Source organism: Streptomyces aidingensis, from assembly GCF_900112355.1.
Classification (GTDB): Bacteria; Actinomycetota; Actinomycetes; order Streptomycetales; family Streptomycetaceae; genus Streptomyces; species Streptomyces aidingensis.
This window is the reverse complement of sequence record NZ_FOLM01000001.1, coordinates 671,120-685,009: the sequence shown is the minus strand read 5'-3', so window position 1 is coordinate 685,009 and position 13,890 is coordinate 671,120. Positions and strand designations below refer to the sequence as shown.

Annotated in this window: 6 protein-coding genes; 3 read left to right on the top strand and 3 right to left on the bottom strand. The window is 72.9% G+C overall.

Annotated elements, in window-relative coordinates:
• Positions 1-2: 2 nt before the first annotated feature.
• Positions 3-734 (bottom strand): hypothetical protein, encoded by a 732-nt coding sequence (locus BM242_RS03040; RefSeq protein ID WP_093836996.1) that lies wholly within the window; start codon positions 732-734, stop codon positions 3-5.
• Positions 735-1,121: 387 nt separating this feature from the next.
• Positions 1,122-5,849 (bottom strand): FtsK/SpoIIIE domain-containing protein, encoded by a 4,728-nt coding sequence (locus BM242_RS03035; RefSeq protein ID WP_175541227.1) that lies wholly within the window; start codon positions 5,847-5,849, stop codon positions 1,122-1,124.
• A gap of 270 nt (positions 5,850-6,119) precedes the next feature.
• Between BM242_RS03035 and BM242_RS03030 the strand changes: the two genes are divergently transcribed.
• The 3 genes from BM242_RS03030 (at position 6,120) to BM242_RS03020 (ending at position 8,841) form a co-directional block, all read left to right on the top strand.
• Complete coding sequence (locus BM242_RS03030; RefSeq protein WP_245833766.1) at positions 6,120-6,407, top strand: WXG100 family type VII secretion target; 288 nt, start codon at positions 6,120-6,122, stop codon at positions 6,405-6,407.
• A gap of 158 nt (positions 6,408-6,565) precedes the next feature.
• Positions 6,566-7,516, top strand: a complete 951-nt coding sequence (locus tag BM242_RS03025) for a DUF8017 domain-containing protein (protein WP_093836994.1) — start codon at positions 6,566-6,568, stop codon at positions 7,514-7,516.
• Positions 7,517-7,701: 185 nt separating this feature from the next.
• Positions 7,702-8,841: a DUF8017 domain-containing protein gene (locus tag BM242_RS03020; RefSeq protein ID WP_093836993.1), complete on the top strand. Its 1,140-nt coding sequence runs from the start codon at positions 7,702-7,704 to the stop codon at positions 8,839-8,841.
• Positions 8,842-8,908: 67 nt separating this feature from the next.
• Here BM242_RS03020 and BM242_RS03015 read toward each other — a convergent pair whose 3' ends face one another.
• Positions 8,909-13,852 (bottom strand): DNA repair ATPase, encoded by a 4,944-nt coding sequence (locus BM242_RS03015; RefSeq protein WP_093836992.1) that lies wholly within the window; start codon positions 13,850-13,852, stop codon positions 8,909-8,911.
• Between the last annotated feature and the right edge of the window lie 38 nt (positions 13,853-13,890).

Sequence of the window (13,890 nt, the reverse complement as noted above, 5' to 3'; positions counted from 1 at the left end):
CCTCAGTCCTCGCTGCCCGCGGGCGCCACGATGGCCACGGCCACATCGCCGCCGGAGGCGGCCCGGGTGAGGGGGGCGACCTCTTCCGTGGGCACCCGGACGGTCACCGACAGATCACTGCGGTTGCCGTTGCCGCCGTCCACGACCACGACCTTGGCGGCGTCGCTGAGCACCTGCCGGCCGGGGCCGGCGCCGCCCCCGGTGGCGTCGTCGTCCGCCTCGGCGGCGTCCTCCGCGTCATTGCCGACCCAGTAGACGGCCACCGTCTGGCCGACCTCCAGGCCGGTGGGGTACTGACCCGGGCTCAGGGAGAGCCCCACCAGCACATCGTCCGCGCCGAGCTGGTCGTCCCGGGTGAACATCTCCTCGACCAGCACGGTGCCTTCGACCAGGTCGACGCGGGACCACACATCGCCGTCGATGATCTGGTCCCGCTGGCCCCACAGGACGAAGTCCACGCCGTCGGCCTCGGCGACCAGCACGGGGGTCATGGCGTCCTCGGGGATGGGCTGCCCGGCGGGAATGCGCTCGGTGATCTGCACGGCCTCGACACGGTCACCGGCCTGGAGCACCAGCACGGTGGCGCCCAGCGCGCCCACCAGGATCAGCAGCACCGCCAGCGCGGCGAGGGCGGGTTTGCGTTCGCGTGGCGGTGTGGGCAGCCGGTCTCCCAGGGCCGGTCCGGCCGCAACCGGATTCTTCGCAGCCGCAGATACCCGGTTCTGGGTCTTCACGCCACCACCCCCGCGGTTGACGGGCGCCTCGGCCGGAGGGCGCCCGGGCCGGTCGCGTTCATCTGCGCAAACGGCCCGCTCGTAACAGGATTCGAAGTCGCTGGAACCGTACCAGCCGCCAGAACGGCCCTACAACGCCGTTGGCGTCACACCCCCGCAACAGCGCCCGGCCCCCGCTTCGGTCTCATCGGCCGTGGTCAGCGGGTGTGCGAGTGGTAACGACCCGGTGCGATGCCTCTGCTGTCCCCTGCTCTGTCCCCTGCTGGACGGCGGCCGGACACCATTGGCCGGACCGCCGGGTGTACACCCCCCATCATGCCCGCAAACACCGGAAAAGTCCCCCCTGTTCACCCCTGCCCCGCTCCGCCCGGGGACGCCTTCGCCCCGTCAGTCGGGCAGCGGGAGGCGGACGGAGAGGGGCTGGCCGTCACCGAGGTGGAGGATGCCGTTGCCGGGCTGCGGGCGCTCCACGGCCGCACTGCGGGGCAGCTTCAGGCCGATGAGGTCGCCGGAGCGGTGCGTGGCCGGGGAGAGCAGCACACCGCGGCGGGCCTTCTTCATCTGCGCCTGCCAGCCGCTGAAGCCGCTGCACACCGTGGTCTCGTCGCCGGCCACCACCACGCCGATGCCGCGTTCGGTGCCGCGCACCACCATCTTCTCCAGCTCGGTCTCCATGTCCTTCACCCGGCGGATGTCCTCGGCGTCGTCGGCCATGAAGACCATCGGGTTCTCCGGCGAGGCATCGGCGAAGAGTTCGGCGAGCCGGTCGTTGGTGAACTTGGGGGCGGTGAACACCTCCAGGACCCCCTCCTGCCCCTGGAGGGTGAGCAGCGGGGAGTTGCGCGGCACGGACAGCACCAGCCGGACGCCGTTGCCGAGCAGCACCCGGGCCATGTTGTACAGCGCGGTGGAACGGCCGGACTTGGCCTGCCCGGCGATGATGAACGAGCCCTGGCCCCGGGACAGGTCCGGGCCGTAGCCGGTGAGTTCGTCGCCGCCGACACCGATGAGCGACCACATCCGGGAGCGGGAGCCCTCCGGGTCGCGCATCTCCCAGGCGTCGGCGAAGGTGAGCCGCGCGGGAAGGACGTCGACCCGGAACGGCCGGCGGGCGCGCGGCAGGTCCGCGTCGCGCTGCCTGGCCGCGTCGCCGATGGCGGTCAGCGCGGCGGCCTGGCCCTGGCCGGTGAGGTCGTCGGAGAGCACCGCCACCTGGATCATGGTGGAGCCGCCGGACCGGAACAGCCGCCCGGCCGGGATCTCCTCGGGCATGTCCCGCGCCCGCAGGCCGGCCGAGGAGTAGTCGGTGCGGTCCTGGAGCCGGAAGGTGTACTTCTCCTCGCTGAGGGAGGAGATCCGCCCGCTGTGGATCTTCTGGTCACCGGTGATGATGACGTGCACGCCGACGCTGGCGCCCTCCCGCATGATCAGGAAGAGCTGGTCGGTCAGCGCGCCGGTGTCCACCTCGCCCAGGCTGTTGGTCCAGCCCTCCCAGCGGTCCAGCATGATCACGATGTGCGGCAGCCGCTCCTCGGGGGTGCGGGCGGCGGCCCGCTGCTCCCCGATGTCCGACATGGCGTCCTGGGCCAGCAGCTCCTGCCGCCGGGTGACCTCTGCGACCAGCCGCTTGAGCAGCCGTTTGGCCCGGTCCACCTGGGCGCGCCCGACCACCGCGCCGCAGTGCGGCAGCCTGGTGAGGATGTTGAGCGCGCCGTTGCCGCAGTCGAAGGCGTACAGGTGGACGTCGGCGGCTGAGTGGGTGCGGGCCAGCGAGCCGGCGATGGTGCGCAGCAGCTGCGAACGGCCGGTGCGCGGCGCGCCGGAGACCAGCAGATGGCCGAAGGTCTTGAAGTCGATCGCCAGCGAGCGCCGGTCCTGCTGATCGGGCAGGTCCTCGATGGCCCAGGGCGCGGCGGGCAGCGCCCCGGCCGGGGCGGCCGGCGGCAGCGCCTCCAGCTGGATGATCTCGTCCAGCGGCGGCAGCCACGGGCTGTGCTGCGCCGGGATGCCCAGCGCCCGGTTGGCCTCGTTGACGGCGGCGACCAGCACCTTCAGGTCGGTGTTCTCGTCGTCCTCCTTCTGTGCGGACGGCGGGCGCTTCAGCTCCTCGCGGCCCAGCCCGTACCAGTCGAGCTGCTTGGACCAGGGGCGGGAGACCGCCGGGTCCACGGCGCCGGGCCGCCGGCCGCCCACCCGGCCGGCCTGGAAGGGCAGCAGGGAGGCGGCGCCGAGCCGGACATAGGCCCGGCCGGGGGTGGACTTCTGGATCTGCGCGGCGTCCGGCGCGTCGAGCACGTCGTTGGACTCGCTGGCATCCGTCACCCGCAGCGCGATCCGCAGGTTGGTGTTGGCCCGGATCTCCGGGGAGACCACGCCGGTGGGCCGCTGGGTGGCCAGCAGCAGGTGGATGCCGAGCGAGCGGCCCCGCTGGGCGATGTTGACCAGGCCCTTGACGAAGTCCGGCAGTTCCCGGGCCATGGAGGCGAACTCGTCGATGACGATCAGCAGCCGCGGCATGGACTCGTGCCGCCCCGGCTCGCGCCTGAGCAGGTCCTGGTAGTCCTCGATGTCCTTGGCGCCGACGTGCAGCAGGATGTGCTCGCGCCGGGTCAGCTCCGCGCCCAGCGAGCGCAGCGCCCGTTCCACCAGCAGGTTGTCCAGGTCCGTCACCATGCCCACGGTGTGCGGGAGCTGCACGCAGTCCTTGAACGCCGAGCCGCCCTTGTAGTCCACCAGCACGAAGGTCATGTTGTCCGGGGTGTTGGCCACCGCCAGCGAGGCCACGATGGTCTGGAGCAGCTCGGACTTTCCGGAGCCGGTGGTGCCGGCGATCAGGCCGTGCGGCCCGTCCCGCCGGATGTCCAGGGCGAACGCCCCGTCGTAGGACTGGCCGATGACCGCGACCGTGGACTGCCCGTCCGTCTGCCAGCGGGCCGCGATCGCCTGCGGGGTGGGCGGCTCCAGCTCCAGCACGTCCAGCAGCCGGGCCGAGTTGGGCAGGCCCGCACCCTCCTCCTCGTCGCTGATGTCGCGCAGCGGGGCGAGGGAGCGGGAGATCAGCCCGCACCAGGCGGGGCTGACCAGATCGGGCAGCACCCCGTGCAGCGGCGCCTGGCCGCGCCGGCCGACCCGCAGCCGGTCGTAGCGCGGCGCGGACTCGGACTCGGCGGTCATCGGCGAGGCGGCGAGCGGGGAGCCGGCGCCCGCGCCGGCCGGCTGGGGCACGGGCTGCTGCCAGCCGGGCACCGCGCCGAAGGCGGCGGGCACGCCGGTGCCGGCCCGGCCGGCGGGCTGCGGTGCCGCGGCCGGTGAGCCGCCGAAGCCGGGGAAGCCGCCGCGCAGCCCGGGCTGGAACTGCTGCCAGGGGCCGGCCGTGCCGCCGCCGGGCGCGCCGGTCTCGGCCACCGCCACCGCCTGGCACTCGCCGGGCAGGAACCGCTCCTCGTCCTCCAGGCAGAGCGCGTACATGCCGACCGCGGGGCCCTCCTTGAGCAGCCGGATCACGCCCGGCAGCTGGCGCATCCGCCGCGAGCCGTCGAAGACCACGACGATGTCCGGGTCGCGGAATTCGGCGCTGCGGGCGCGGGACTTCTTCAGCGCCTTGGTGCGGCCGTCCAGCAGGGTGGTCAGCTCGGCCAGGCGGGCGGCCACGGTCTCGGCGTCCGTGCCGATCAGCACATTGGTGTTCTGCTCACTGACCGGGCGGCTGTGCGGCAGCCAGCGCACCCACTCCCAGCCGGCCTGTCCGGCGGTGTCGGTCAGGACGTAGATCTGGACGTCGTTGGGGCTGTGCAGCACGGCGATCTGGCCCAGCGCCCAGCGGCCCATGGAGCGCACCATGTCGCCGGGCGCGGCGAAGCCCACCACGCCGTGCTCCTTGAGCGAGATGGTGACCGGGGCGTCCGCGATCTTCCAGGTGACCTCGCGCTTGTGCTCGTCCTGGTCGGGGTCGGTGAGCACCACCTCGGAGTCCAGTTCGCAGGTGCCGACGCGCAGCAGCAGATGGTCGTCGTCGCTGCGGCGGCGCTCCCACAGCCGGGTGCGCGGCCCGGTGGCGTTGTTCAGCACGGTGCCCGGGTCCGGGGAGGCGTGGCGGCGCATGAACCGCTCGGCGACCAGGGCCTCCTGGGCGTCCTTCTCCACCCGGGCCTTGGTCTCCTTGTACTCCTCCAGTTTCTCCAGGTACTTCTTCCAGCCGGACTTCTTGCTCATGAAGTAGTTGGCGATCAGCATGATCGGCGAGAGCAGGGCCAGCAGCAGGAAGATCCAGCGGTCCCGGATCACGGCCATCATCACCGCGCCGACCACCGGGAAGACCGCCATGATCCAGGGGATCTGGCGCTTGTCCGGCTCATCCGGCTCGGAGGGCAGCTTGAAATGCTTGGGGTGGCCGGGCGGCACCAGCCGGGGCGGCCGGTTGTAGTCCAGGCCGGCGCCGTCCTCGGAGGGGCGCAGCGCGGCGTCCGGCGGGTAGTAGGGCGTGATCTCCAGAATGCTGTTGCCGAGGGCGATCTGGGAGCCCAGCGGCCAGTCGATCCGCTCCTCCCTGCCGGAGCCGCCGGAGCCGCCGGTGCTGCCGCCGCCGGTCTCCGGCTCCTTGCCGTCGATGCGGATGGTGGCGCCGCCGTGCACGGTGACCTTGCAGCGGCCGTCGGCGGCGATGCGCAGGGTGAGGGCGCGCGGCTCCAGCGAGGGGTCGGCTATCCGCACCGGGGAGCCCTGCGCGCTGCCGATGTCCACCCGTCCCACGCCCAGCCGGTGCACCGCGCCCGCGCCCGGTCCGCCGACCACCCGCAGTTCGACGAAGCCGCTGGGCTCGCCGGGCGGGCAGCCGCCCGCGTGGTGCAGGCTGACCACCGCGCCCTCGCGGATCGGGGAATCGGCCAGGCTCAGCCCGGGATCGACATGGGCGCCGTCCACGAACACCGGCGGCACGGCGGGCGCGCCGGGCTGTCCGTAGGGGCTGTACGGCGAGGGCTGGGCGGTGTAGCGGCTGCCCACCAGTTCCATGAACTCCGGGACCAGGCCGGAGACCGGGGTTTCCGGATCGGCGTCGAGCACCGCATCGACTGAGTTCCCCCCGACAGGGTCGACGACGGTAAGAGTCAGACGCACGCCGATTCCTCCCCGTTGTTACAGCTATTGCCTTCTACTCTCAAGCAACATAGTCGACAGCTCAAGAGCTTTCGGAAGCGGAGTGCGGGGCAGCCCAAGACCCCCGTGTCACAAGTGTGTACGAGCAAACAAGCCCGGGGTGTGACCGGCCCGGGACACCGCGTACGCTGCGTGGTGGCAAGACGGGGGTAGCCGGCGCGGCTGCCAGCCCGGCACGTTCTGCGGGGGCCAGTCCCCGCACTGACAGGAAGGGGGCGCGCCATGTCGGACATGAATGTCACTTATGACGACATGCACGACGCCGGCGACCACCTCATCAGTGAGTACGAGCGACTGGACCGGGAGCTCGACGATCTGAAGACGTATGTCGACAACCTCACCGAGGACGGTTACGTCACCTCCGCCTCGTCGAGTGCGTTCAACACGTCCTATGAGGAGTTCTCCACCGGCCTCAAGCAGATGCTCGAAGGTCTGCAGGGCATGGGCAACTTCCTGCACATGGCCGCGGACACCATGGAGCAGACGGACCAGGACCTCAAGTCGGCCATCGAGGGCTGACCGGCCGTTACCTGTGCCGAAAACGTGGACGGCCCCGGGGCCGGCGGAAGACGAACGCCCCGGGGCCTTCCTGTGCGGCAAAGCCCTGCATGTCGCAGACAGGTAGCGATCCGCGGCCGGGCATGGTCCCGGCCCGCGGACACTTCTAGAGTCGCCCCATGACCGCGGATCAGCCACCGGGCACCGGCCCGCAGCCGCCCTCCGGCAACCCGTACCGGCAGCCGGGTTACCAGCAGAGCAATCCGTACCGGGGATGGCCCCGGCCGCAGCCCGTGCCGCAGCCGCCGGCCGGCTCCGGCGGCCGGTGGCGGATGGCGCTGGCGGTCATCGCGGCGACCGCGCTGGTGGCCGCCGCCGCGGTGGGCGGCGTGCTGCTGATCAGCGGCTCGGACGGCAACACCTCCGCGGCCGACGACAACACCGAGAAGCCGGCGGAGAAAACCGCCGGGGAAACGGCCGGGGAGACCGGGGACGTCACCGAGAGCAGTCTGCGGCCGGACGATCCGCGGGCCGGGGTGCAGAACCGGCCGGACCCGGTGGTGGCCGGGGAATGGCAGGTGCAGACCTACGCCACCCGCGATCTGGCCTTCGACGTGCCGCCCGACTGGACCACCAGCTCCGACGACTACAAGGTCTGGATCACCTCCGAGGACGACCCCGACGACATCCTGGTGGGCATGTCGGCCGTCGCCCTCTACATGGAGAACTGGTGCAACGACGAGGGCCTGGCGGCCCGGGCGATGGCCGGGACCCGGGGCAGCATCGGGTCGACCGACACCGCCGACGCCGCCGCCACGGAGGCCGAGGCCTGGGCCCGTGCCCACTACGACCAGGCCGGGCAGGCCACGCTGGAGGTGTCCGAGGCCCGGCCGTTCAGCTCGGCGTACGGCATCGAGGGCCATACCGCGACCGCCACCGTGACCGGGGTGCCCGAGGAGCCGGACTCCGCGTGCGGCGCCTGGGACGGCAAGGTCGTCACCGTCTCCTACCTCGACTCCGGCGCGGACATCGCGACCTGGATCCTGGTCGCCGACACCGGCTTCGAGGAAGAGCTGGACGACGTCACCATCGAGAAGATCATGAACAGTTTGCGCCCCTACGACGGCTGAGTCGGCCGCACCGGCCGGACCAGGACGACGACCGCCCGCAGCCGCGCAGCAGCGCCCGCTTTAAGGTGTGCACCATGAGGCCAGGAGAACAGCAGCCAGGGGGAGCTCCGACTCCGCCGCCGAACAGCCCGTACGGAGATCCCGGGACGGGAACCCCACCACCGCCGCCGCCCCCGCCCGGGCCCATGTCCGCCGGTCAGGGCGGCTACCCCGGGACCGAGAGCTACGGCTACCCCCAGCAGACGCCGCAGCCCCAGCAGCCGGGCCGGACGCCGCCGCCGGGATATCCGCAGGGCGGTTACCCGACGCAGGGCACCGGGGAGAGCCCCAACCCCTACCAGCAGCCGGGCTTCCACCAGGCCAACCCGTACCAGCAGCCGACCGTACCCGGCGCGGGGGCCGGGTACGGGGTGGCCGGCGGGCAGACGCCGGACACCGCGCCGCTGCCGCCGGTCCCGCCGGACGGCGGCGGCAAGGGCGGCCGGGGCAGGCTGGTGGGCGCGATCATCGCCGCCACCGCGCTGGTGGCGGCCGTCGCGGTGGGCGGCGTGGTCCTGGTCAACAGCAAGGGCGACGGCGACGGTGACGGCGGCACGGCGCAGCCCGCCGGCGAGGAGCAGCAGGAGCAGGCCGGCCCGGACCAGGACGAGAAGGGCGAGGCGGAGCCCACCGAGGGCGGCGCCGAGGGGGAGGACGAGGAACTGCGTCCGGACGACCCGCGGGCCGGCGTCACCGAGCGGCCCGATCCGGTGGTCGCCGACGACTGGCAGGTGCAGACCCACACCGAGCGCAACAACGCCTTCGACGTGCCCCCGGACTGGGAGGTGGACTCGGAGAGCGTCTATGTGGGCTACGAGTTCGAGCACGAGGGCGAGGAGATGGCCTTCATCCTCTCCGCGCCGGTGTACTACATGGAGGGGTACTGCGGCAGCAGCAGCTCACGGATCTTCGCCGGCACCACCGGCTCGCTGGGCGCGACCGACACCGCCGCCTCGGCGGAGCACGAGTCCAGGAACTGGGTGCTCGCCGCCTACGACCGGGAGCAGCAGGGCACGCTGACCGTCGGCGAGGCGGAGCCGTTCAGCTCCGAGCACGGGCTGGAGGGCCATATCTCCACCTCCACCGTGGAGAATGTGCCGGTGGAGGAGGGCGACGAATGCGCCGCCTCCAGCGGCAAGGTGATCGCCATCTCCTACAAGGACGCGCAGGCGGACATCGTCACCTGGCTGATGATCATGGATCTCGGCTACGAGGGCGAACCGGACCAGGCCACCATCGACAAGATCGTCAACAGCCTCCGCCCGTACGGCGTCGACGCCGACTGAGCGGCAGGCGCCTCTTCTCCGTCGCGTTGTGGGCGGCGGCCCGGCCGGGCCGCCGCCCACAATGCGCTCAGGCCGGCATGGCCGGGGCGGCGGCGGGCGCGGGGGCGGGCGCGGAGGCGGTGAACGCCTGCTTGATCCGGGCCCAGCGGGCGGACTGTTCCGCCGTCATCCGCCCGCGCAGCTCGGCCAGCTTCAGCAGATTGGCCTCCGCACCCCGGGTGAGGGTCTGCGCCTCGGCCAGATAGTGGTCGTCGATCAGCGCCTCCACCTCCTCCTCGGTCATCACCGGCACCACCTTCTCGGCCAGCCGGTTGGTGTTGCGGTAGGAGCCCTGGAGACGGAACGGCGGCTCGGTGCGGTGCGCGTCGTCCTGGGTGGCGGAGGCGATGTAGGCGGCGTTGACCCGCAGCGTGGTGCGCTGGATGTGCAGCAGCTTGCGCAGCACGGCCAGTATCTGGTCCAGCTCGGCCGCGCTGTAGGGGTGGGCCAGGCGGTCGGCCGAGGCGCTCTCGTCACCCCGGGCCAGCCGGACCAGCAGATCGATGTCGGTGCGCTCCCGGGCGGCCAGCGGGGCCAGCACCGGGTTGGCGGTCAGGGCGTTCTCGATGTGGCTGAGCGCGAACAGCTCCTCCCGGCCGGAGAGCACATCGCCCAGGTTCCACACATCGGCGCGGTTGGCCAGCATGTCGGGCACCCGGAAGCGGGTGCCGCCCTCGGTGAACGGGTTGCCCGCCATGCAGATGGCGAAGCGCTTGCCGCGCAGATCGTGGGTGACGGGCGAGCCGTCCGGGCGGACGCCGTCCATCCGGCGCTGGGCGTCGCAGAGCGGGATGAAGCGCTGGAGCAGTTCGGGCGAGCAGTGCTGGATGTCGTCCAGATACAGAAAGACGTTGTTGCCCATCTCCAGGCCGAAGTTGATCTTCTCCACCTCACGGCGGGCGGCGGCGTCGGGCGCGGCGGCCGGGTCCAGCGAGGTGGTGTGGTGGCCCAGGGACGGGCCCTCGACCTTGACGAAGACCAGCCCCAGCCGGGCGGCGACATATTCCATCAGCGTGGTCTTGCCGTAGCCGGGCGGGGAGAGCAGCATCAGCAGGCCCTGGCTGTCGGTGCGCCGCTCCTCTCCCGCGGTGCCGAGCTGCTTGGCGAGGTTGTCGCCGATCAGCGGCAGATAGACCTCGTCGATCAGGCGGTTGCGGACGAAGGCGGGCATCACCCGGGGCACGAAGGAGGCCAGCCGCAGCCGCTCCCGCTCGGCCTCCAGCAGGGCGTTGCGCCGCCGGACATAGGCCCGGTGCGCGGGCACCCGCACGGTGCGGAACTCGCCGGTACGGGCCAGGAACTCGTCCAGCCGCAGCGTCAGCTCCCCGCCGGTGACGCGGGGATGGGCGCCGAGCAGGCCGCCCACGGCGGCGGTCAGGCGGGCGTCCACCTCCCGGTGGGCCAGCGCCCCGGCGCACAGCGCCACGGCGACGGCCTCCGGCAGGTCGTCGGCCGGCCGGCCCGCGGACCCGGCGAACGCGCCCAGCCAGGCGGCCACGAGCTGATACCGCTCGGCCAGCGACTCCGGGCCCTCGCCCAGCTCGCGCAGCTCCCGGTCGAACTCCTCGCCGCCCGCGCCGCCCAGCGCGGCACGGAAGTCCCCCAGCAGTTCCCTGGCGCCGCGGCCGGCCACGAACGCCGGCTTTCCGGCGGCGATCTCCTCGAACAGGTACTCCCCCACATCCCGCAGCACACCGCTGCCCGGCCCGGCACCCGGCCCGGCTCCGGGCCCTTCCTCCTCGCCCCACACCGCGGGTCCGACCGCGTCGGCGAGGAACCCGGCCGCGGCGGTGGCCAGTTCGGCGGCGAGCCGGCCGGTCGCCGCGCCGGGGCCGAAGACGGCGCGGGCCCGGGCCAGTGAGCGGGCCCGCACCGTCCACGCGGCGCGGTGTTCCGGAGCGGCGCCGAAGGCCCAGAAGAGCTGGGCGGCGGCGCGCACCCGGGGGGTGAACCGGAGCAGCCCGGCGGCCTCCCGCAGCCGCAGCACCGCGGCCAGGATGCGTGCCGCGTCCTGGTCGTGCACCCCGCGGTCGTAGCCCTCGTCGTAGGAGGCCTCGGCGACCTCGCGGACCACCGCGGTCAGCCCGTCGGACGCCAGGGCGCCGGCCAGCCGCTCCCCCGGTTCCTGGCCGAGCACCTTGGCGGCCAGATACTCCGAGCGGTACACCTGCGGGGACTCCGAGACCAGCGGCTGGTCCCAGAAGTCGCGGGTGGCGGCGAAACCGGGGTCGGTGACCGGTGCCCGGTAGTCGGTGCCGGTCACCGCGAAGACCAGCGCGCCGTCCTGCGGCACCAGGGTCAGATCGACCGGCTGGCTGTTGACGCCGAAGCGGTGCCGGCCCAGCCGGACCGTGCCGTCCGCCCCGTACAGCTCCGTGCGGTCGCGCAGCGAGCGCCCGGCCTCCTGCCGGATGGCCTTGATGCGGCCCTCCAGCTCCTCGGCCCGCACCGTCTCGCCGATGCCGCGCAGTTCGCCGGCCGCGCCGCGCACCCGCGCCACCAGCGGGTCGGTGGCGAAGTAGGCGTTGACCTCGTCCAGGGTGGCCAGCGTGCCGGCCCGGCGGGCGACCGTGGACAGGATGCGGCCGGCCGATGCGGACAGCCGCTCGGCGTGCCGGGCACGCTCGTCCAGCTGGGCCTGCTTGCGCGCCGAGAAGGTCTCGTAGATCTCCTCGCGCTGCTGCCCCAGCTTGTCCAGGAAGTCGTCGAAGGCCCCGAAGCGGGCTTCCAGGTTTTCGAGCTGGAGCAGCAGCCGGCCGAGCTGTTCGTCGCACTCCTCCGGGGTGGCGGCGGCGGCCAGGGCGCCGGCCACGGCCTGCCCGAGCAGGGCGAACTCGGCGGCGAACTCGGCCCGGCCCTCCCGCTCCAGCAGTTCCCGGCGGCGGCCGTCGAGGACCGCGCGGGCCCGGTTGACCGCGCCCGTCACCTCGCCGATCCGCTCCAGCAGGGCGGTCCGCACGGTGGCGTCGGCGATGTCGAGGCCGCCGATCACCTCGGTGACGGTCGTCAGGGACTCGGCCTGCCCGGCGATCTCCCCGGCCAGCGGTCCGGCCGCGGCCACCGTGGCCACCTCGCCCGCCTGGGCGGTGAGCCGTGCCACCGCGGCATGCGTGGCGTCGAAGGCGTCCTCGCGGGAGAGGAAGGCCACGGCGCGGCGGCCGGTGGCGGCCAGCGCCTCGGCGATCTCGCCGCCGATGGTGTCCAGGGCGGAAAGATCCGCGTGGCGCAGTTCGCGCAGCGACTCCACCCTGCCCTGGGCGCGGCGCAGTTCGGTGAGCAGGGCGACCCACTGCGAGGCGTCCTTGGGCGCCTCGCCGCGGGACCGGCGGATCAGCGCGGTGGTCTGCTCGCGGGCCTCCCCGACCGCGGCGGCGGCCTGCCGGCGCAGTTCCTGGAGCCGCTCGTACTCGTCGATCACCTGCTCGGCGGTGGTGCGCAGGGTGGCGACCGGCTCGTGCAGGCCCTGGAGACCGTCCAGGCCCAGCCAGTGGTACTGGTCGGTCAGCCGGGCGCAGGCGGCGATGACGGCCTCGAAGACGGCGGTGCCGGGGGCGAGTTCGCTCGCCATCCGGGCGATGGTGAGCGCGTCGGAGATGCCGCGGACCAGTTCGGCGTTGCCGATCCGGGCCAGCGGACCGTCCCGCAGCGGCTGGGCGGCGTGGTGCGCGTCGGAGACGAAGGGGGTGGCCCAGACCTGCATGGGGTGCACCCGGGTGGGCTCGTCGTCGGCGCGGAAGACGACCATGGTGCCGTCGTCGAACAGGCAGTGGCCGTGGGAGAGGATCGGCGCGGCGACGTCCTTGCGGATCAGGTTGTAGGGCAGCAGCAGATACCGGCCGTCCGCCCGGGAGTGGTAGGAGTACAGCACGTCCTCGCCGTTGGGCGAGCGGACCACGCCCTGCATCTCCAGCCCGGAGGTGTCCAGGTCGAAGGTCCTGGCGGCGGCGCCGGCCGGGGCGGCGGCCAGGTAGTAGCCGCCGGGGAAGACGATGCCCTGGTCCTCGGGGAGGGTGTGGCAGGCCTGGCCGATGCCGTCCAGCCGGACCACCTCGCGGGTGCGGCCGTTGTAGACGAGATAGCGGTGGGTGTCCTCGTTGTAGGGCAGGACCCGCAGCAGGATCAGCGAGCCGACCCGGGCGTAGGCGATGTCGGCGTCGGCCAGCGACTGGAGCGGCTCGGCCACCGGCTCGCTGTGGACGCCCTGCCCGTCCTCGGTGTTGTCCTCCACCTTGACGGTGAGGGAGCCGCCGACGGTGTCGACGAACAGCTCGCCCTCGATGGAGACATGCGGATGCTGCCCGGGGGTGTGGTGCTCCCGGCCGGTGACGGTCCATTCGAAGTCGTGGGACGGCGGGAAGACATGGTCCCGCTCGCCCTTGGCGTCCAGATACTCCGGGGTGCCGTCGGTGGCGATCCGCCAGCGCAGCACGCGGATGTCGTCCTGCCGCTCGCCGACCTGGAAGACGGCCAGCAGCAGCGGTCCGACCCGGCGCAGCTGGAGCAACTGCGCCTGGCGGTAGTAGCGGTAGAGGGAGGCGAAGTCGCGGCGGAAGGCGGGCGCGTCCAGCAGGCCGGGCACGGCCCCGGGCGGGGCCTCGGTGAAGTGCTGCCCGCCGCTGCCGGCGGCCCCGGGCCGGTAGGCGTGCAGCCCGAAGACATCGGCGGGTTCGGTGGTCTGCTTCAGCCCGAAGTGCACGTTGTAGCCGAACAGCAGGGCTCCGCCGACCTGCACGATGTCCCGTGGGACGCAGTTGTGCTCGGTGCGGATGCGGTCGGTGGCGACGAGTTCCAGCTCGCTGCCGCCGAAGGTCTCGATCCGCCGGGTGTTGAGCTGCTGGGCGCGGGCGGCCAGTTCGGCGGCGGCGGCCGTCATCCGGTCCCGCAGCACCTGGTAGGTGCCGGTCTCCATCCCGCCGTGGGCGGACTCGCCCGCGCCGCCGTCGCCGGTGCCGGGGTTCGGTGTGCTCGCCATGGTGTTCGGTGTCGTCCCCTGGTCGTCCCGTGTCGGTG

Coding starts and splice junctions, on each gene's coding strand:
- BM242_RS03020 (WP_093836993.1), top strand. CDS start 7,702: ATGTCCGCCGGTCAGGGCGGCTACCCCGGGACCGAGAGCTACGGCTAC.
- BM242_RS03025 (WP_093836994.1), top strand. CDS start 6,566: ATGACCGCGGATCAGCCACCGGGCACCGGCCCGCAGCCGCCCTCCGGC.
- BM242_RS03015 (WP_093836992.1), bottom strand. CDS start 13,852: ATGGCGAGCACACCGAACCCCGGCACCGGCGACGGCGGCGCGGGCGAG.
- BM242_RS03030 (WP_245833766.1), top strand. CDS start 6,120: ATGAATGTCACTTATGACGACATGCACGACGCCGGCGACCACCTCATC.